The 20,138-nt window shown below is 69.3% G+C and carries 15 protein-coding genes and 1 tRNA gene; 13 read left to right on the forward strand and 3 right to left on the reverse strand.

Going from position 1 to position 20,138, the window contains the following annotated elements:
- The first annotated feature begins 83 nt into the window (after window positions 1-83).
- From A3CE_RS0102080 to A3CE_RS0102095, 4 genes are all read left to right on the forward strand, one after another.
- The gene (locus A3CE_RS0102080) at window positions 84-1,121 is read left to right on the forward strand and encodes a FecCD family ABC transporter permease (RefSeq protein ID WP_020638409.1); all 1,038 of its coding nucleotides are present in this window, start codon (window positions 84-86) and stop codon (window positions 1,119-1,121) included.
- A gap of 1 nt (window position 1,122) precedes the next feature.
- The gene (locus tag A3CE_RS0102085; RefSeq protein ID WP_020638410.1) at window positions 1,123-2,181 is read left to right on the forward strand and encodes a FecCD family ABC transporter permease; all 1,059 of its coding nucleotides are present in this window, start codon (window positions 1,123-1,125) and stop codon (window positions 2,179-2,181) included.
- Window positions 2,182-2,185: 4 nt separating this feature from the next.
- On the forward strand, window positions 2,186-2,989 hold the full coding sequence (locus tag A3CE_RS0102090) for an ABC transporter ATP-binding protein (protein WP_026468064.1): 804 nt from the start codon (window positions 2,186-2,188) through the stop codon (window positions 2,987-2,989).
- A gap of 61 nt (window positions 2,990-3,050) precedes the next feature.
- Window positions 3,051-3,536 carry a DinB family protein gene (locus A3CE_RS0102095; RefSeq protein WP_020638412.1) on the forward strand — a complete coding sequence of 162 codons (486 nt, stop codon included), beginning with the start codon at window positions 3,051-3,053 and terminating at the stop codon, window positions 3,534-3,536.
- On the opposite strand, the gene A3CE_RS0102100 is transcribed toward A3CE_RS0102095, so the two are convergent.
- Window positions 3,523-4,830 carry a lysine N(6)-hydroxylase/L-ornithine N(5)-oxygenase family protein gene (locus A3CE_RS0102100; RefSeq protein WP_020638413.1) on the reverse strand — a complete coding sequence of 436 codons (1,308 nt, stop codon included), beginning with the start codon at window positions 4,828-4,830 and terminating at the stop codon, window positions 3,523-3,525. The genes A3CE_RS0102095 and A3CE_RS0102100 overlap by 14 nt on opposite strands.
- Before the next feature lie 111 nt (window positions 4,831-4,941).
- Here A3CE_RS0102100 and A3CE_RS0102105 point away from each other — a divergent pair, with 111 nt between their 5' ends.
- The 5 genes from A3CE_RS0102105 (at window position 4,942) to A3CE_RS0102125 (ending at window position 11,246) form a co-directional block, all read left to right on the forward strand.
- Window positions 4,942-5,898 carry a methionyl-tRNA formyltransferase gene (locus A3CE_RS0102105; RefSeq protein ID WP_020638414.1) on the forward strand — a complete coding sequence of 319 codons (957 nt, stop codon included), beginning with the start codon at window positions 4,942-4,944 and terminating at the stop codon, window positions 5,896-5,898.
- 98 nt (window positions 5,899-5,996) lie between these two features.
- On the forward strand, window positions 5,997-8,087 hold the full coding sequence (locus A3CE_RS0102110) for an alpha-galactosidase (protein WP_020638415.1): 2,091 nt from the start codon (window positions 5,997-5,999) through the stop codon (window positions 8,085-8,087).
- A gap of 113 nt (window positions 8,088-8,200) precedes the next feature.
- Window positions 8,201-9,475, forward strand: coding sequence for an extracellular solute-binding protein (locus tag A3CE_RS0102115; RefSeq protein WP_020638416.1), 1,275 nt, complete (start codon window positions 8,201-8,203; stop codon window positions 9,473-9,475).
- Window positions 9,457-10,428 carry a carbohydrate ABC transporter permease gene (locus A3CE_RS0102120; RefSeq protein ID WP_020638417.1) on the forward strand — a complete coding sequence of 324 codons (972 nt, stop codon included), beginning with the start codon at window positions 9,457-9,459 and terminating at the stop codon, window positions 10,426-10,428. The genes A3CE_RS0102115 and A3CE_RS0102120 overlap by 19 nt, the downstream gene beginning before the upstream one ends.
- Window positions 10,425-11,246: a carbohydrate ABC transporter permease gene (locus tag A3CE_RS0102125; protein ID WP_020638418.1), complete on the forward strand. Its 822-nt coding sequence runs from the start codon at window positions 10,425-10,427 to the stop codon at window positions 11,244-11,246. The genes A3CE_RS0102120 and A3CE_RS0102125 overlap by 4 nt, the downstream gene beginning before the upstream one ends.
- Window positions 11,247-11,341: 95 nt before the next feature.
- On the opposite strand, the gene A3CE_RS0102130 is transcribed toward A3CE_RS0102125, so the two are convergent.
- Window positions 11,342-12,979, reverse strand: coding sequence for an ABC-F family ATP-binding cassette domain-containing protein (locus tag A3CE_RS0102130; protein WP_020638419.1), 1,638 nt, complete (start codon window positions 12,977-12,979; stop codon window positions 11,342-11,344).
- Between the two features lie 145 nt (window positions 12,980-13,124).
- Between A3CE_RS0102130 and A3CE_RS0102135 the strand changes: the two genes are divergently transcribed.
- From A3CE_RS0102135 to A3CE_RS0102150, 4 genes are all read left to right on the forward strand, one after another.
- Entirely contained in the window at window positions 13,125-14,036 is a 912-nt protein-coding gene (locus tag A3CE_RS0102135) for a PaaX family transcriptional regulator (RefSeq protein WP_020638420.1), read from the forward strand.
- Between the two features lie 2 nt (window positions 14,037-14,038).
- The gene (locus tag A3CE_RS0102140) at window positions 14,039-14,818 is read left to right on the forward strand and encodes an enoyl-CoA hydratase/isomerase family protein (RefSeq protein ID WP_043790623.1); all 780 of its coding nucleotides are present in this window, start codon (window positions 14,039-14,041) and stop codon (window positions 14,816-14,818) included.
- Window positions 14,819-14,967: 149 nt separating this feature from the next.
- Entirely contained in the window at window positions 14,968-16,140 is a 1,173-nt protein-coding gene (locus tag A3CE_RS0102145) for an alginate lyase family protein (RefSeq protein ID WP_026468066.1), read from the forward strand.
- A 118-nt stretch (window positions 16,141-16,258) separates the two neighbouring features.
- Window positions 16,259-16,332, forward strand: a tRNA-Pro gene (locus A3CE_RS0102150).
- Window positions 16,333-16,810: 478 nt separating this feature from the next.
- Here A3CE_RS0102150 and A3CE_RS53205 read toward each other — a convergent pair.
- Complete coding sequence (locus A3CE_RS53205; RefSeq protein WP_026468067.1) at window positions 16,811-20,071, reverse strand: AfsR/SARP family transcriptional regulator; 3,261 nt, start codon at window positions 20,069-20,071, stop codon at window positions 16,811-16,813.
- Window positions 20,072-20,138 lie beyond the last annotated feature (67 nt).

Raw genomic sequence — 20,138 nt, forward strand, 5'->3', positions numbered from 1 at the left:
GGCGACCCTAACAAACGGATGGTGAGGATGCACTCCTGTACCATCGGTTAGCCTTACCTAAATCACTACCAGTCGGAGGTGCGGTGCGAACAGCCCCCGGAGGGATCGCTCTCACGCGACGCCCGCCACACACGGGCCGCGCGCTCGGCCTGCTCGCCGCCCTCGGTGTCCTGGTTTTCCTGTGCCTGCTCAGCGTTTGGCTGGGGTCGAAGGAGATTTCGTCCGGCGCGGTCTGGCAGGTGCTCTGGCACGACGACGGCTCGGCCGACGCCGTGATCATCCACAGTGTCCGGCTGCCGAGGACACTGCTGGCCGTCGTGGTGGGCGCCGCGCTGGGTCTGGCCGGCACGCTCATGCAGGCACTGACCCGCAACCCGCTCGCCGACCCGGGCCTGCTCGGCATCAGCGCCGGAGCCGCGTTCGCCATCGTCTTCTCGATCACCGTGCTCGGCGTCGGTTCCCTCTACGGCTACGTCTGGTTCGCCTTCGCCGGCGCGCTCGCCGCCACCGCGGTCGTGTATTACCTCGGCACCCGGGGCCGCAACGGCGCGAGCCCGGTCAAGCTCGCCCTCGCCGGCGCCGCCGTCACGGCGCTGCTCGGGTCGTTCACCAGCGCGATGGTGCTGTCGGATCCCGTGGCGCTCAACCGCTTCCGGTTCTGGTCGGCCGGTTCGCTCGCCGGCGTCGACAGCGGCTCGCTGCTGCGGATCCTGCCGTTCCTCCTCGCCGGCCTGGTACTGGCGATCGCCAGTGGGCCCGCGCTGAACAGCCTCGCCCTCGGTGACGACGTCGCCGTCGCGCTCGGGCGCCGGCTCGGGCCGCTGCGGCTGCGCGGCGCGCTGGCCGTCACGCTCCTGACCGGCGCGTCCGTCGCCGTCGCGGGACCGATCGTGTTCCTCGGGCTGATCGTCCCGCACGCCGTGCGGTTCGTCATCGGCCCCGACCACCGGTGGCTGCTGCCCTACACCGCTGTCCTCGCGCCGTGCCTGCTGCTGGCCGCCGACATCCTCGGCCGCGTCATGGCGCGGCCCGGCGAGGTCCGGGCGGGCGTGATCGTCGCGTTCCTCGGCGCGCCGTTCTTCATCTACCTCGTCCGCCGCCGCAAGCTCGTGGAGCCCTGACATGAGCCTCCTGCAGGTGCGGCGCGACCGCGTCACGTTCCGCCTCGCGAAACCCCCGGTGTCCGGGCAGATCCGGCTCCGGCTCTTCGTCGTCTCGCTCGTCCTCGCTGTGCTGGCGTTCGCGTTGTTCTGCGTGGGCATGACGATCGGCGACGTCCCGCTCGGCGTGTCCGACGTCCTTTCCGCCGTGTTCGGCGGCGGGGACAGCGGCACCGCCTACATCGTGCAGGAGCTGCGGCTGCCGCGGGCCCTGACCGGGCTGCTGGCCGGGCTCGCTTTCGGCGCGTCCGGTGCGGTGTTCCAGACCATCACGCGCAACCCCCTGGCCAGCCCGGACATGATCGGCATCAACGCGGGCGCGGCCACCGCCGTCGTCGCGGGGATCTCGTTCGGGTTCGGCGGCGGCCTCGGCACCACCACGCTCGGCCTCCTCGGCGGGCTGCTGACCGGACTGCTCGTGTACGTGCTCGCGTGGCGGCGCGGCACCACCGGCCACCGGATCATCCTGGTGGGCATCGGCATCTTCGCGATGTGCACCAGCCTGACCGACTACCTGCTCAGCCGCGCGCAGATCACCGAAGCCCAGGCGTCGATCGGCTGGCTGGTCGGCAACCTCGCCAACCGCGGCTGGGAGCACGTCGTCCCGCTGGCCTGCGCGCTGGCGGTGCTGCTGCCGCTCGTGCTGGCCCTGTCCCGGTGGATGCGCACCCTGCAGCTCGGCGACGAGGTGGCGGCCGGGCTCGGCACCCCGGTCCAGCCGGTGCGGCTCGGGCTCCTGCTGGCCGGCGCCGGGCTGGTCGCCTTCGCGACGGCGTCGGCCGGCCCGATCTCGTTCGTGGCGCTCACCGCGCCGCAGATCGCGCAACGCCTGGCGCGCCAGGCGTCCCCGCCGCTGACGGCGTCCGCGCTCACCGGCGCGGTCGTCGTGCTGGGCAGCGACATCCTGGCCCGCATCCTCACGGCGTCGCCGCTGCCGGTCGGCATCGTGACCGGCGCGCTCGGCGCCCCGCTGCTGCTCTGGCTGCTGGCCAGGGCCAACCGATCCGGCTCCGGAGGCTGAGAAGATGACACCGTCCCTGCGAGTGCGGGACCTGCGCGTCGCCTACGACGACCGGGTCGTCATCGACGGCCTCGACCTCGACATCCCGCCCGGGAAGATCACCGCGATCGTCGGGGCGAACGCGTGCGGGAAGTCGACGCTGCTGCGCACGCTGGCCCGGCTGCTCACGCCGAAGGCGGGCGGGGTGTACCTCGACGGCCGGTCGATCCACGACCTCCCGACCCGCCAGGTCGCCCAGCGGCTCGGGATCCTGCCGCAGTCCCCGGTGGCGCCGGAAGGCATGACGGTGGCCGACCTCGTCGGCCGCGGCCGCGCCCCGCACCAGAGCTGGTGGCGCCAATGGTCCACTTCGGACGAAGGCGCGGTGCGCACGGCCCTGGAAGCCACGGAAATGACGGACCTCGCCGACCGCCCGGTGGACGAGCTGTCCGGTGGCCAGCGCCAGCGCGCGTGGATCGCGATGGCGGTCGCGCAGGAAACGCCGGTGCTGCTGCTCGACGAACCCACGACGTACCTGGACCTGGCCCACCAGATCGACGTCCTCGACCTGGTCGTCGACCTCAACCGCGCCGAGGGCCGGACGGTGGTGATGGTGCTGCACGACCTCCCGCAGGCGTGCCGCTACGCCGACCACGTGATCGCGATGAAGGCGGGCCGGATCGTGGCCTCGGGCGAGCCGGCTGCCGTCATCACGGAAGAACTCGTCGAAGAGGTCTTCGACGTCCGCTGCCAGGTGACCCCGGACCCGGTGAGCGGCACCCCGATGGTCATCCCGATCAGCCGCCACCACCCGGCACCGGTGAACTAGCGCTATCCTGGGGCCCTCGCGCCGATTCCGGCACTCTCCCCCTCAAGGAAGCTGGTCACTTGTGTACGCGCTGCCCGAAAAGACCACCGGCTCCGAGCGTGAACTGCTCGAGGCCATGATCGACCGTGGCCGCCTCGCCCTCGTCGAGAACGCGCGCGGCCTGTCGGAAGCCGACGCCCGGCGCCGGCTGGTCCCCTCCCTGACCACGCCGATCGCCCTGGTCAAGCACGCCGCCGTCGCCGAGCGCCGCTGGTTCCAGTGGCTGGTGGCCGGGCTCGACGAGGCCGAGATCGACGGGCCCTCGACCCCCGGCGACCCGAGTTTCGCCGTCGCCGACGACGAAACCGTCGACGACGTCATCGCCGAGTACGAGCGCACGAGCGCGCGTTCACGCGAGATCGCGGCGGGCTTCTCACTCGACGACCGATGGACGCACCCGGTCGTCGGCGAGGTCAGCCTCCGGTTCATCTACCTTTTCCTGATCGAGGAGCTCGCCCGCCACACCGGCCACAGCGACATCCTCCGGGAGCAGATCACCGCGCGCTGACGGCGTACTCCCCCGCGGGCGCGGCGACCACCCGGCGGTCCACAATGGACTGCAGGATCTCCCCGACCCGCACGGCGGTGTTCGACAGCAGCGACGACGTGATCCCGTGCGTGTGCTCGGTGCCGCCCTGCAGGTAGATCCCGCCGCGCAGCGGAAACTCCGTGGCGATCCGGTAGTCCCGGGAAACGCGCAGGCGGCCGGATTCGTCGCGCAGGCAACGCGGACCCAGCTCGCCGAGCAGCGGCGTCGGGTCGGCGGGCCGGTAACCGGTGGCGTAGACGACCGCGTCGGCTTCCAGGACCGTGCGTTCGCCGGTGGTCAGGGACTCGACCGTCACCGTTCCCGCGTCCGTCACCTCGACCGGCCGGGAGACGTTGAACAGCCGCAGCCGTTCCACGCCCAGGACCTTCTCGCGGTAGACACGCCGGTACAGTTCGTCGATCAGGTCGACGTCGACGGCCGAGTAGTTGGTCGCGCCGTGGTAGCGCATCAGGCGGTCCTTCACCGGCTCGTCCGCGCGGTAGAACTGGTCGACGGCCTCGGGGTCGAAGATCCGGTTCGCGAACGAGCTGTCGTCGGCCGGGCTGTAGCCGTAGCGCGCGAACACCGCGCACACCTCGGCGCGCGGGAACTCGTCGTGCAGCAGCGCGGCCACCTCGGCCGCGCTCTGCCCGGCGCCGACCACGACGAACCGCCGCGGTGAACTGCCGCGAAGGCTTTCGACGCGGAACAGCAGTTCGCTGTTGTGCCAGACCCGGGCGCCGGCGGTGACGCCTTCGGGCAGCTGCGGCCGCAAGCCCGTGCCCAGCACCAGGTTCCGGGCCCGCAGCGACGAACCGTCCGACGCCTCGACGTCGAAGTAGGCCACTTCGGAACCGTCGTACACCGGCCGCACCGAGACGACCTCGGTGCCGTAGGAGACGACGTCGTCGACCTTCGCGGCCGCCCACTCGAAGTAGTCGTGGAACTCGACCCGCAGCGGGAACAGGTTCTTGTGGTTGATGAAGTCGACCAGCCGCCCGGACGCGTGCAGGTAGTTCAGGAAGCTGAACTCGCTGGTCGGGTTCCGCATGGTGACCAGGTCCTTCAGGAACGACACCTGCATGGTCGCGGTCTCGATCAGCATTCCGCGGTGCCAGCCGAACCGCGGCTGCCGCTCGAGGAAGTGCGCGGTCACCGGCTTCCCTGCAACGGCGCTGCCGGCGTTGTGCTCGGCGAGGGCGATCGCGAGCGCGAGGTTCGACGGCCCGAAGCCCACGCCGACGATGTCGTAGATCGGGACCTCTGCAGTCATGTTGCTCCCTCGCGCGCTCCGGTACGGTTCAGGGAACCCTAACCTAACTTAGGCGAGCCTCGCCTAGTACGTTCGTGGTGATGTTCGTCCCCCGATCTTGAAAGGGCACCAATGCGCGTCGCGATGTTCGGCTACCAGACCTGGGGGCACCGGACCCTGCGGGCGCTCATCGACGCCGGCCACGAGGTCGCCCTCGTGGTCACGCACCCGAAGAGCGACCACGCCTACGAGCGGATCTGGGCCGACTCGGTCGCCGGCCTCGCGGAGGAGAACGGCCTCCCGGTCCTCCTGCGCACCCGCCCGGACGACGCCGAGCTGCTCGCCGAGCTCAAGGCGGCGGACCTCGACCTGATCGTGGCGAACAACTGGCGCACCTGGCTGCCGCCGGAGATCTTCGAGCTGCCGCGCCACGGCACCCTGAACATCCACGACTCGCTGCTGCCGTCCTACGCGGGCTTCTCCCCGCTCATCTGGGCCGTGATCAACGGCGAGCCCGAGGTCGGCGTCACCGCCCACATGATGGACGGCGAGCTGGACGCCGGCGACATCGTGCTGCAGCGCGCGATCCCGGTCGGTCCCGCCGACACGACCACGGACCTGTTCCACCGCACCGTCGACCTCATCGCGCCGATCACGACCGAGGCCATCGGGCTGATCGAGACCGGCTACACGCCTGTGCCGCAGGACCGGGCCAAGGCGAGCTTCTTCCACAAGCGGGCCAAGCGGGACAGCCTGATCGACTGGACGCTGCCGCCCGCCGACATCGAGCGGTTCGTGCGCGCGCTGTCGGACCCGTACCCGAACGCGTTCGCCTACCACCGCGGCCAGGAGCTGCGGATCACGAAGGCGTCGGTCTCGCAGGGCCACTACGGCGGCACGCCGGGCCGGATCTTCATCAGGGAAGGCGACGGCGTCGTGATCGTGGCCGGGCCGGACGCCCGCCGCGGGCAGTCGCCCGGCCTGCTGGTCGAGCGCGTCCGCACCGCCGACGGAACCGATGTCGGCGCGCACGAGTACTTCAAGACCATGGGCGGATATCTATGCAGTGGCGCGGAGCGCCTCCGTTGAGGGTGGTGGCGGGGGCATGGATGGACTCACCGACCGCCCGTGACCGGTGAGCGGGACATCCCTTGGCGGCGGCCACGCCGATGAGCAGGATGTCCCGCATGACCGGGATCAGCTTCCTCGAAGGACACCGCACCTGGGTGCTCACCGGGGAGTCGAGCACGTACGCGCTGCGGCTCGGCGAAGACGACGTCCCCGCCCATGTCTACTGGGGACCCGCGCTGCCCGCGGCCGGCGTCGTCGAGCTGACCGCGAAAACGCTTCCCTGGTGGGACGGCTTCAACGACCCCAACGAAGGACTCGACGAGCTCGCCACCGACGGCGGCACCCGCTACTGGACACCCGCCCTGCAGGTCCGTTTCGCCGACGGGACACGGGCCCTCGAATGGCGGTACGAAGACCACGAAATCACCGCCGGGCACCTGCGCGTCCACTTCACGGACCGGCACTACCCGCTGCGGATCACCCTGCACTACCGGCTGCGCGGCGACGTCCTCGAACGCTGGACCGAGCTGACCGCGGACACCGACGTGGAAGTCGTCCGGGCCGACTCGGCCACCTGGGCGCTGCCGGTCTCCGAGGACTACCGGCTGAGCCACGTCACCGGGCGCTGGGCCGCGGAAACCCAGCTGCACCGGGAATCCGTGCCGCACGGCGAAACGACCTTCGCCAGCCGTCGCGGAATCACCAGCCACCACGCCAACCCGTGGGTGATGGTCGACGACGGCACCGCGACCGAGCGTCACGGCGAGGTCTACGGCGTCGCGCTGGCCTGGAGCGGGTCGTGGCGCCTGACCACCACCCGGTCCTCGACCGGACGGCTGACCGTGAGCGGCGGCTTCGGCCAGGACGGCGTCGTGCACCGCGTCGGGCCCAGGCGCCCGCTGACCACGCCGGTCTCCGCCGGGCTGTACACCGACGGCGGGTTCGGCGCCGCGAGCCGGGCGTGGCACGCCTACGTCCGCGCGCACGTCCTGCCGCACCCGGAAGAACTGCGTCCGGTGCTCTACAACTCGTGGGAGGCCACGGGTTTCGACGTCACCGAGGCCGGGCAGCGGGCCCTCGCCGAGCGGGCCGCGGCGCTCGGGGTGGAACTGTTCGTCATGGACGACGGCTGGTTCGGCGCCCGCACCGGCGACCACGCCGGCCTCGGCGACTGGCACGTCAACCGCGAGCGGTTCCCGGAGGGGCTCAAGCCGCTGGTCGGCGCCGTGCACGCGCTCGGCATGAAGTTCGGCATCTGGGTCGAGCCCGAGATGGTCAACCCCGACAGCGACCTCTACCGCGCGCACCCGGACTGGGTGCAGCACCACCCGCACCGGCGCCGGTCGGAGCTGCGGCGGCAGCTCGTGCTCAACTTCGCGCGGCCCGACGTGCAGGAGTGGGCGTACGACTGGCTCGACCGGCTCGTCGGCGAACACGGCGTCGACTTCCTGAAGTGGGACATGAACCGGCCGTTCAGCGAAGCGGGCTGGCCGGGCGAAGCGGACCAGGACCGGCTGTGGGTCGAGCACACCCACGCGGTGTACGCGTTGCTGGACCGGCTTCGCGGGGACCACCCGGACCTGCGGATCGAGTCGTGCAGCGGCGGGGGCGGCCGGATCGACCTCGGTGTGCTGGCCCGCTCCGACCAGGTCTGGACCTCCGACAACACCGACGCCCTCGACCGGCTGCGGATCCAGCACGGCTACGGCCAGCTCTACCCCGCGGGCGCGATGTCGGCCTGGGTCACCGACAACCCCAACTTCGTCACCGCGCGGTCGGTGCCGCTGCGGTTCCGGTTCCACGTCGCCATGGCCGGGGTGCTCGGTCTCGGCGGCGACATCGTGCACTGGCCGGACGAGGATCTCGCGCTCGCCCGGGACCTGATCGCGCGCTACCGGGACATCCGGCCGGTGGTGCAGCACGGCACGCTGTACCGGCTGCGGCCCCCGATCGACGACGGCGTCGTCGCCTTCCAGTACGTCCTGGGCGACCGGTCGGTCGTCTTCGCCTACCGCCAGGCCGCGCACTTCAACGCTCCGGAGCGGCCGTTGCGGCTCGACGGTCTCGACCCGGCCGCGCGGTACGCCGAGCCGGAGCCGGGCCGGACGCACAGCGGCGCGGTCCTGCTCGCCCACGGACTTCCCCTCGGCTTGCCCCCCGGAGACTTCGCCAGCGTCGTCGTCCGACTCGATCGCATAAAGATCTGATCTATGTCGCCGTTCGATGCGGATTTGCGCGTATCCGGCGCTTGACATCGTCGAATAGATCCGATCAGATGCGTCATACATCACATATGGTGGGTCGAGGAAGGTGGCTGGACATGAGAAGGTCCCTGGCGCTGGGCGCAGCGGCGCTCCTGGCGGTGAGCGCGTGCTCGGTCGGGTCGAACACCGGCGGCAGCGGCGGCGACAAGGAGATCACCTTCCTGACGTTCGAAACCCCGAACCTCACCCCGGCCTACTGGGACGCCGCGATCAAGCGCGTCACCGACAAGAACCCCGGGATCAAGGTCAAGAAGCTCGTCGCGCCGACCGCCGACGGACGGACGTCGTACGCGAAGCAGCTCCTGCAGTCGGGCCAGTTCCCGGACGTGATGATCGCCGTCGACTCGGCGGGCTTCGCCGAGGCCGGTAACCTCTACGCCTGGACCCCGGACGAGCTCAAGGACTTCCAGTTCCCGCAGGCCAACCCGGTGAACGGCAAGTACTACCAGCTGCCCGCGAACACCCAGACCATCCCGCCGATCTACTACAACAAGAAGATGTTCGCCGACGCGGGCATCACCGCGCCCCCGAAGACGTGGGACGAACTCGTCACCGACGCGGGCAAGCTGAAGGACAAGGGCTCCTCGCCGTTCACCATCGGCGGCGGCAAGGACGGCTTCCCGTCGTCGATGATCCTCTCCGGCCTGGTCAGCACCGAGGTCTACAACACGATGCCGGACTGGCTGACCCAGCGCCGCCAGGACAAGGTCAAGTTCGCCGATCCCGCGTTCCAGCACGCGTTTTCGAAGCTCGCCGAGCTCGCGGCGAAGGGGTACGTCGACAAGACCAGCGTGTCCCGCGACTACGCGGCGACCGAGCAGGCGTTCCTCGACGGCAAGAGCGCGATGTACCCGATGGGCAACTGGTTCGCCGCGAACGCCGACTCGAAAAAGCACGACTTCGAGGTGGGCGTGTTCAACTTCCCCACCGAGGACGGCAAGCTCGTCGTCCCCGCGTACACCGGTGGCGGCATGATCGTCAACGCCAAGGCCGCGAACCTCGACGCCGCGCGGAAGTTCGCCCTCGGGTTCCAGCTGGACAAGGACCAGCTCGACGCCTCGGTGAAGGCCGACGGCCTGTTCCCGGCGATCAAGGGCTACACCCCGCCGTCCGACGTCGGCTCGACCTTCAAGGCAGGCTACGACCTCTACACCCAGGCCGTGCAGCAGAACGCCGTGGTGCACGCGTTCCGCTGGGAGACCGCCGACGACGGGCTGCTGCCCGGCATGAAGGACAAGGTCGACCAGGCCGCCCAGGACGTCATCACGGGCCGCAAGTCCGTGGCCGACGCGTGCGCGTTCCTGGACACCGAGTGGGCGAAGGCGGGCTGACCCACTTGGCCGCCGTCGTCGATTCCCCCGCTCCGCCTCGCACACCCCGCACTCCCGCCCGCGGCAGGCGGCGCAAGCCGATCCTGCCGCGGGTGGCGCACTTCGCGTCGTTCGGCGCGCCGGGTGTGCTCGTCTACCTGTGCTTCGTGATGGCGCCGATCCTGATCAGCTTCGGCTACAGCCTCACGAACTACAACCCGTTCAACCCGCCGGTGAAGTTCGTCGGCCTCGACAACTACAAGCTGCTCTTCACCGACGAGCAGTTCCTCACCGCGCTGAAGGTCACCACGATCCTGACCCTGATCGTGGTGATCGTGCCCAACGTCCTCGGCCTGGGCGTCGCGTTGCTGCTGGACCGGAAAGGCTGGCTGTACAACGCTTTGCGCAGCGTGTTCTTCACGCCGGTGATCCTCAGCTCGGTCGTCGTCTCGATCGTGTGGTCCCGGCTGCTCGACGACCAGGGTCCGCTGAACAACCTGTTGCGTGTTCTGGGTGTCGAGCACCCGCCGGGCTGGCTGTCCGATCCGGACGTCGCGTTGTACTCGTTGGCGTCGATCGTGTGCTGGCAGATGCTCGGGTTCTGCGTCGTCGTCTACCTCGCGGGGCTGCAGGGCGTGCCCGCGGAGCTGCTGGAAGCGGCCGAGATCGACGGCGCCGGCCCGCTGCGCCGGTTCCGGGCGGTGACCTGGCCGCTGCTCGCGCCGTCGCTGACGATCAACACGGTCGTGCTGCTGATTTCGGCGTTCAAGACCTACGACTACGTCAAGGTGATCACCAACGGCGGCCCGGGCTCCGGCGCGACCGCGACGATCGCGTTCGACGTGCTGCAGACCGGCTTCGACTCGAACCACATCGGCTACGCGTCCGCGATGGCCGTGCTGATGCTGGTGATCGTCGCGGTCGTGACGACGGTCGTGCTCACCTTCCTGCGCCGCCGGGAGGTGGACCTGTGACACGCTCTTGGCTGCGGCCCTCGGTCGCCTTGCTGGTCAGCGCGGTGTTCTTCGTGCCGCTGTACCTGGTCCTGGCGAACGTGGTCAAGCGCGGCGACCTGATCGCGAAGGAGCCGGCGTCACTGCCGTTGCCGCCGACGCTGGCGAACATCCACGCGGTGCTGACCCGGCCGGACGGCCTGTTCTGGGTCAGCCTGACCAACAGCATCGTGGTGACGGTGCTGTCGATCCTGGTGCTCACCGTGCTGTCGGCGATGCTGGGCCACTACCTGGCGCGCTCGGGCAAGCGGTGGACGAAGGTCCTGACGCTGGTGCTGCTGGCCGGGCTGATGATCCCGCCGCAGGTCATCCTCATCCCGATCACCGACGTCCTGCGCGTCACGCACCTGATGGCGACGCTGCAGGGCCTGATCCTGTTCAACGTCGGGTACTACGTGCCGTTCGGGGTGTTCGTGTTCTCGGGATTCATTCGCAGCGTCCCGGTGGAACTGGAGGAAGCGGCACGCCTGGACGGCGCGAGCCGGATGCAGGTGTTCTGGCGGGTGGTGTTCCCGCTGCTGCGCCCGGCGACGGCGTCGGTGCTGATCTTCCTCGGCGTGTGGATCTGGAACGACTTCATCGACCCGCTGATCATCCTCGGGCCCAGCCAGGGAACGACGATCACCACGGGCATCTACCGGTCCATCGGCCAGTACCAGGCGGATCTCGGGAGCGTGTTCGCGCTGATGTTCCTGGCGACGTTGCCGGTGCTGATCTTTTATCTGGCGCTGCAGAAACAGTTCGTGAAGGGCTTGACGGGCGGCGCGACGAAGGGGTGAGCGGCGCTCTCTCCCGAGAGCGGTGATCACTCACGTCGCGCGGCGGTGCTCACGTTCGAGAGCGCTGCTCACCATGGCCGCGAAACCGCCGGCCGTCACAACTCGCGAACCTTGCCCGCGTCGACCTCCAGCCGGCGCGTCACGTGGACGGCGTCGAGCATCCGGCGGTCATGGGTCACCAGCAGAAGCGTCCCCGGGTACCTGTCCAGCGCCGCCTCGAGCTGCTCGATCGCCGGCAGGTCCAGGTGGTTGGTCGGCTCGTCCAGCACCAGCAGGTTCACCCCTCGCGCCTGCAGCAACGCCAGCGCCGCCCGCGTCCGCTCCCCCGGCGAAAGCGTCGCCGCCGACCGCAGCACGTGCGCGGCCTTCAACCCGAACTTCGCCAGCAACGTCCGCACTTCGGCGTCGGCGAGCTCCGGCACCTCCCGCGCGAACGCCTCCGCGAGCGGGACGTCACCCAGGAACAACCGCCGGGCCTGGTCGACCTCGCCGACCACGACACCCGGCCCGAGCGCGCAAGAACCCTCGTCCGGCGGAACCCGGCCGAGCAGCGCCGCCAAGAGCGTCGACTTGCCGGACCCGTTCGCCCCGGTGATGGCGACCTTGTCCGCCCAGTCGATCTGCAGGTCCACCGGCCCGAGCGTGAACCCGCCTCGGCGGACGACCGCACCGCGCAGGGTCGCGACCACCGCTCCGGCACGCGGAGCGGCGGCGATCTCCATCCGCAGCTCCCACTCCTTGCGCGGCTCGTCCACGGTCTCCAGGCGCTCGATCATCCGATCGGTCTGCCGCGCCTTCGACGCCTGCTTCTCGGTGGCTTCCGAGCGGAACTTACGCGCGGCCTTGTCGTTGTCGGGCTGCTTCCGGCGGGCGTTCTTGACGCCCTTCTCCATCCACGCCCGCTGCATCCGCCCGCGCGCCTCCAACGCGGCCTTCGTGTCGGCGTACTCGTCGTACTCCTCACGCGCGTGCCGCCGCGCGACCTCACGCTCCTCGAGATACGCCTCGTAACCGCCGCCGTAGACGTTCACCTGCTGCTGCGCCAGATCCAGCTCGACGACGCGGTCCACGGTCCGGGCCAGGAACTCGCGGTCGTGGCTGACCAGCACGGTCGCCGCCCGCAACCCCGACACGAACCGCTCCAGCCGGGCCAGCCCGTCCAGGTCCAGGTCGTTGGTCGGCTCGTCGAGCAGGAACACGTCGTACCGGCTCAGCAGCAGCGACGCCAGCCCCGCCCGGGCGGCCTGGCCGCCCGACAGCGACGTCATCGGCTGGTCCAGATCGACCGTGAGCCCCAGGTCGGCGGCCACTTCGGCGGCCCGGTCGTCGAGATCGGCGCCGCCGAGAGCCAGCCACCGGTCCAGTGCCGCGGCATACTCGTCGTCCGCACCCGCCGAGCCCGCGGTGAGCGCCTCGGTCGCCGTGTCGAGGTCCACCTGCGCCGCCGAGACGCCGGTGCGCCGGGCCAGGAACCCCCGCACCGACTCGCCCTCCCGTCGCTCCGGCTCCTGGGGCAGGTGCCCGACGGTCGCGGTCGGCGGGTTCAGGCGGATCTCGCCGCCGTCCGGCTTCGCGAGCCCGGCCAGGGTCCGCAGGAGCGTCGACTTGCCGGCGCCGTTGACGCCGACCAGGCCGACGACGTCGCCGGGTGCGACCACGAGATCGAGTCCGGAGAAGAGGGTGCGGTCACCGTGGCCCGAGGCCAGGTCCTTCGCGACGAGAGTTGCGCTCATGAGGTAGCCGAGTCTACGACCCCGTGGTGAAGTGTCAGATCAAGGTCAAAGCCACCGGCTGTGTGTGTCCCGTGGCGCCTTGATCACTCAGTGTGGGTACCCTGTTCGGTTGTCAGTCCCCCGCGCAGTGAGGTCGGTGAACAGCATGGGCGAACCCGCTCCCCCGGTCACCCTCGGCCGCAGGCCGAAACCGAGGGAAGGCCGCCCCTCCGCGCCCCGGCCCACGGTCAGCCGGCGCCGCGAGGTCAGCCACGCCAGCGCGCGGTCGCTGCTGATGACCGTGCTCGGCGAGTACGCGCTGCCGCGGGACAAGCCGGTCTGGACGTCAATGCTCGTCGAGGTGCTGGGTCTCCTCGACATCGAGGAGAAGTCGGCGCGGCAGGCACTGGCCCGCTCGGCCGCCGAGGGCTGGGTGGTGTCCGAGCGCGTCGGGCGGCGCGTGCGCTGGTCGCTGACCCCGCCCGGGCGGCGCCTGCTGACCGAGGGCGCCGACCGGATCTACGCGTTCGGCCGCGAGGAACGCCGCTGGAACGGGCAGTGGCTGATGCTGATCGTCTCCGTGCCGGAAGCGAAGCGCGACCTGCGGCACCGGCTCCGCACGCGCCTGACCTGGGCGGGCTTCGGCTCGCCGGTCGCCGGCGTGTGGGTGAGCCCGGACCTGTCCCGCCAGCGGGAGGCCCAGCAGATCGTCAGCGAGCTCGGCCTCGACGCCCAGGCGATGTCGTTCACCGCGGCATACGGCGAGGTCGGCGAGCAGGAGTCCATGGTCGCCCGGTCCTGGGACCTGAGCGAGCTGAAGGACCGCTACGAGGACTTCATCGACCGGTTCACCGGCCTGCACCCCACCGGCGGCCGCGCGGTGCTGCGGGCGCAGACGGAGCTGGTGCACGAGTGGCGCCGGTTCCCGTTCCTCGACCCGCAGCTGCCCGCCGACCTCCTCCCGGCGAAGTGGAGCGGGACGAAGGCGGCGGAGCTGTTCCATCACAAACACGTCGACTGGCGCCCGGAGGCCCAGCAGTATTGGGACGACATCGTCGAAGCCGAAGAAGCAGGGTGAGCATGACTGAGCAGGTCCGCCTCGACCGTGATGGCGGGCTCGCCGTCCTGACCATCGACGCCCCGCCGCTGAACCTCTACACGGCTTCGCTGCAGTCCTCGCTCGCTTCGGCGATCGGCACGCTGGAAGACGCTCCCGCGCGGGCACTGCTCATCCGCGCCGAGGGCAAGATCGTCAGCGGCGGCGTGGACGTCTCGCTGTTCGACGCCCAGGGCTCGCCCGCCGAAGCGAAAGTGCTGTTCGACGAGATGCTGGCGGTGCCGGACCGGATCGCGGCACTGCCGTTCCCGACGGTGTTCGCCGCCCACGGCCTGTGCCTGACCTGGGCGTTCGAGGTCGCGGTGGCCTGCGACATCATCCTCGCCGCCTCGCGCGCGAAGTTCGGGCTGGTCGAGAAGGTCGTCGGGCTCACCCCGACCATGGGCGGCACCCAGCGCCTCGCCGCACGGGCCGGCGTCGGGCGGGCCAAGGAGTTCGTGATGACCGGCGACACCTACGACGCGGCCACGCTGGAGCGCTGGAACGTCGTCAACCGCGTGCTGCCGGACGAAGGTTTCGACGCGGCCGCACGGGCGTTCGCCCAGCGCCTGGCCGAGGGCCCCACGCGCGCCCACGCGGCGACCAAGCGCGTCCTCGACCACTACTCGGCGGGCGGCGTCCCCGAGGCGAACGCGCACATCACGACGATCGCGGCTTCGCTCTTCGAAACCGAGGACCTCCGCAACGCCGTGAAGTCGTTCCTGGCCGATGGGCCGGGGAAAGCCACGTTCTCGGGACATTAACGCGGCGGCTCGTGTTCAGCCCGCTGAACAGATTTGTTCAGCGGGCTGAACCCTTTCTTTTGCCGTCAAAGAACATCTTGACCAACAGTGGTCTGGACCATGACACTGTGGACAACGCGCCCCCAGACACCGTCGTCTCGAGGAGAGCCATGTCCCGCTTTCGCAAGGTCTTCACTTGGGGTGCACTGATCCCCTTGGCATTGGGTCTGACCGCCACACCGGCGCCCGCTGCCCCGGCGACGTTCACCCACCCGGGAGTACTGGTCAGCCGCCCACAGCTGGACTTCGTCAAGACCAAGGTGAAGGCCGGCGCCCAGCCCTGGAAAGCGGCGTACGACCAGACTTTGGCGAGCGCCTACGCCTCACTTTCCCGGACACCGAAACCGCGTTCGGTGGTCGAATGCGGCTCGTACTCGAACCCCAACTACGGCTGCACGGACGAGCGCGAAGACGCAATAGCGGCATACACGGACGCGCTGATCTGGTACATCTCGGGCGACGCCCGTTACGCACAGAAGGCGATTGCGCTGATGGACGCGTGGTCGGCGGTGATCACGAGCCACACCAACAGCAACGCACCACTGCAGACGGGCTGGGCAGGCTCGTCGTGGCCCCGCGCGGCGGAAATCATCAGGTACACGTATCCGAGCTGGCCGAACTCCGGCCGGTTCGCGACGATGCTGCGCAATGTCTACCTGAGCAAGGTCATCAACGGCAGCAACAGCAACGGAAACTGGGAACTGTCCATGATGGAGGCCGCGATCGGCATCTCGGTGTTCCTGGAGGACAGGACGAGCTTCGACAAGGCGGTTTCGCGGTACCGCAACCGCGTCGCGGCGTACGTGTATTTGTCTTCGGACGGTTCCCTGCCGAAGACGGTCCCCGGCAGCGGCTTGTCGTCCCGCGACCAGATCGTGGCGTACTGGCAGGGCCAGTCGACGTTCGTGGACGGCCTCACCCAGGAGACCTGCCGCGACTTCACCCACACGGGCTACGGCATAGCGGCGATCGCCGACGTGGCGGAGACGCTGCACATCCAGGGCGAAGACGTCTACTCCACGGACGTCGGCACGCGCCTGCGCCAGGCCCTGGGCTTCCAGTCGAAGTACCAACTGGGCGCGGCGGTCCCCAGCTGGCTGTGTTCAGGCCACTTGAACCTCGGCCTCGGCCCGGTGACGGAGGTGGGCTTCAACGCGCTCCACACGCGCTTGGGCACAGCAATGGCGAACACGCAGACACTGACGGAGCACCAGCGCCCGGCGGGCACGAACAACCTGTTCGTGGCCTGGCAGACCCTGACACACGCAGCCAACCCGGCTTGATCTTGCATCTCGGTCCGTCTGGCGGTGTTTCCGCAGGTCAGGCGGGCCGAGGACCCTGGTTGCGGGGCCGTTTGGCGGGCACGCTAAAGTACTTTCACGCACTCAGGGAGTGCGGGTCCGGGCTGTGGCGCAGTTTGGTAGCGCACTTGACTGGGGGTCAAGGGGTCGCAGGTTCGAATCCTGTCAGCCCGACGGACGCAGATGGCCGCTCGACCTGGGTGAAAGCCCAGTTCAGGCGGCTTTTTTGCGTTCCGCTCTTGATCTTGCGGTTGATCATGAGCAGGCCCCCTTGGGGACCATATGGGGACCAGGTCAGGTTTTGAGGGCGTGCAGCGCACTTGACTCTGCTGATGCAGCGCCAGGCGATCATGCTCTGACGAGTGAATCCGACCGTTGAACTGGCACCTGAGACCACACGCCACCACGAACGTGAGTGGCAGTAGGTCCGGCATGGCGGCCCCCCGACGAACATCGACGGCACCGCCGAAGCAGGAGCAGCAGGCCGAGGTTACCGGCGCGTCCACGCAGTCCTGCTGCGTGCGCCAGCGGTCCCGGCCCGGTGGCTGCCTTGGCCTCCATCCAGTTGGTCACCACCGTGCCAATAGACAACCGGCGCTCGCCGCATTGATGAATTTGAAGGTCCGCTCCCATGCAGCGTCTGTCTGCGGTTTCATCCGTCGCTCGCTGCGGCTTGCATGGTCCAGTAGGCGAGATTGTGGCGGGTGATCTGGGTGTTGGGGTGTTCGACGCCCAGTACCCGCTCCCTCACCGGCAGCAGTTCTGCGAATAAGTCACGCGCCCCAGCGGAATCTCCCGTCTGCCCGGTCCAGTGGGCCAGGTGGTGGCGGGTGGTCAGGGTGTCGGGGTGTTCGGCGCCCAGCACTCGCTCCCGCACCGGTAGCAGCGCGGTGAACAGATCCCATGCGCCGACGGTGTCGCCGGCGTGTGCGGTCCAGTGGGCGAGGTTGTGGCGGGTGGTCAAAGTGTGGGGGTGTTCGGCGCCCAGTACCCGTTCTCGGACCGCCAGAAGTTGGGCGTTCTGTTCGCGTGCCGCGACGGTGGCACCGGTCAGCCCAGTCCAGTAGGCGAGGTTGTGGCGGGTGGTCAGAGTGTCGGGGTGTTCGGCGCCCAGCGCTCGCTCCCCAATCGTCAGCAGGTCGGTGTACAGGTCGCGCGCTCCGGCCGTATTCCCGAGGTACCCGGTCCAGCGGGTTAGATTGTAGTGGCACTTCAGGGTGAAAGGATGTTCGGCGCCCAGCGTCCGTTTCGCCACGGGCAACAGGTCGGTGAACATAGCGCGGAGGAAGGCGAAGTCAAACTCCTGGCCGGGCCAATACGGAATGTTGTGGCGGACTGTCACGGTGCCGGGATGCTCGGCGTCCATTACCTGCTCTTGCATCGACCGCAGATGCGGGTACACATCGTGTATTGCGGCGGGGTTCTCTGCCTTCTCGGTCCAGAATGCTGTGTTGTAGCGGCCGACTATGGTTTCGAGGTGTTCGGCGCCCAGGACCCGCTGCTGCACTATCAGCAACTCGGTTGCCAGGTCACGTGCCCCGACGATATCTCCGGCCTGCCCGGTCCAGTAGGCGTGTCGTGAGCGGGTGGCCAGCGTGTCGAGGTGTTCTGCGCCCACCACCCGCTGCTGTACCGTCGCCAGGTCCGCGCACAGGTCGCGCGCCCGGGAGTAGTCCCCGGCGTGGCCGGTGAACAACGACATGTTGTAGTAGGTGGCCAGGGTGTCGGGGTGTTCGGCGCCCAGTACCCGCCGCTGCGCCTGGAGAAGCTCGGTGTACAGGTCGCGTGCGCTGGCGGTGTCACCGGCGTGTCCGGTCCAGCGAGCGAGGCTCTCATGGGTGGCCAGGGTGTCGGGGTGGTCGGTGCCCAGTACTCGTTGTTCCACCAGCAGCAGCTCCGCGAACAGGTCACGGGCCACGTGGTGCTGGGTGGTCACACTGACGACAGTGCGTGGTTCGGTCGGAAACGCCGCGCCGAGCAGAATGTGGGCGGCCTTCACCCATTCCCTGGTAGCGCTCGGTGTCCGGAACTGGTCACGGGTGACGGCCTGGACCAGACGGTGCATGCTGACCGTCATGGTCGCGGCCCGGACAGGGGCCATCAGGCTGTAGGCCATGACCTCCCCCACCGCGCGGTGCCTTGCGAGCTCGTCATCGAGCAGCACCGACAACGGCTCGACAGCGTCAGACAACCTGCCCTCGACACGGTGTAGCGGGGTGAAAAGGTGGTGAACCGGAATCGCGTCGGGTGCATAGAAGCACACAACGTTCAGCAGTGCCCGTGCGGTCGGGGTCAGCCGGTCGAATGCTAACTGCCAGGTGGTGGCCACCGTGTGCGGATAGTCCGGAGGCCGGCCTTCCTGGTGCAGCTCGGTTCTGCGGCTGCGGTACAGGCGCAGATAGGTGGCCAGAGTCACCGCGCCGGCCCGGGTGAACGCCCCCGCCTGGGCCAGCGCCAGCGGCATTCCACCCAGCTCCTGCGCCAGGACCTGCGCCGCGTCGCGGTCGTCGTCCAGGGACAGTGAGGTCAGCAAGTCGATCGATGTCTCCTGCCCCAACGGTTCGACGGCGATCACTGCCTGCCCCGAGGGCCAGTGCGCGGTGGCTTGGCTGGTGATCAGCACATGCCCATCCCCGGCCGCAGGAACCAAGCCCCGTGCCGACGAAGCATCAGGCACGTTGTCCAGGATCAACAGCCACGGTCGGGGCTGATCGGCGAGCAGGGCGTGTACCGCAGCCGCGGCATCGCTGATCTGGCCGGCATCGTGCGGAGCGAGGATTTCCAACAGCGTGCGGAAATCTCCGTCGATCGTCGCGGTTTCCTCGGCGCGGATCCACCACACCACGCCATAGTCCGCGCGATGGTGTCGGGCGTAGGCGCGGGCAAGGCTGGTCTTGCCGACCCCGCCCATCCCGGTCAGCACTACCGTTTTCGAGGCACCCCGTGCCGCGGTACCAGTGAAAATGGTGTGCATCGCGTCCAATTCGGACGCGCGACCAAAGAAGTCTGCCAGGGGGTCGACGTGCGGCGACACGAAGGTGTCGGTGAGGCCCTCCAGATGACGTGGTTCGTGGTCATGTCCGGTGACACTGTGCAGGTCCGGCGGGAACTGTGCGCGTGTGGCCGGCGGCCTGCCACCGGGCGTGACTACCAGGTCGGGCGATGGCAGCGGCTGCTCACCGCGTAGGATCGCCTCGTGCAGGGCGCGGAGTTCGGGTCCTGGGTCGCTTCCGAGTTCGTCTCCGAGCCGGCTTCGGGTGAGGGAATAGCGGTCCAAGGCCTCGGAGTCCCGGCCGGCGGCCACCAGGGCGCGCATCAGTATCGCGGTCAGTGGCTCGGTCAACGGGTGTTCGGTCAGCAGCTGCCGCACCGGCCCGATCACCTCGTCGTGGTGGCCGAGCCGTAGTTCGGCTCGTGCCCAGGCAACGGTGGCGTCCAGCCGTTGTTGGTTCCAGTCCTCGCGCATCCGGGCGGCCCATTCGCCGGGCAGGCCGGCCAGCGGAGGCCCCCGCCATAGACCAAGGGCCTCGTTCAGCAGTCCGGCTTGCTCGGCAACCAGACGCTCGGAGTGGCGGGCGGCGGTGGTCAACCGGTGAAACCGGTGCAGGTCGACGCTATCCGGGTCGATGTCCAACGCGTATCCGCCCGCCTGGCGGACCGGCCCTGCTTGCCGGACCGTTTCGGCCTGGTCCAGGGCCTTTCGCAGACGAGAGATGTGGGCGTACAGCGCCGGCTTGGCCCCGGCCGGGGACGCCTGGTCCCAGATCCGATCGATGAGCGTATGCAGCATCACCGGACGGCCGGCGTCCACGGCCAGCGCCGCCACGACAGCTCGCTGCTGCGGTGTGCCGAGGTCCGGCAGTCGCCTGTCGCAGTCCCAGACCTCGACCACTCCCAGCAGCCGGATTTCCACGACCTCACCACCACCGACGCGCCTTGCAAGAACGGACACCGGCAGGCACCGACAGTCACCAAGGATC

Source organism: Amycolatopsis balhimycina FH 1894, from assembly GCF_000384295.1.
In the GTDB taxonomy this organism is placed as follows: Bacteria; Actinomycetota; Actinomycetes; order Mycobacteriales; family Pseudonocardiaceae; genus Amycolatopsis; species Amycolatopsis balhimycina.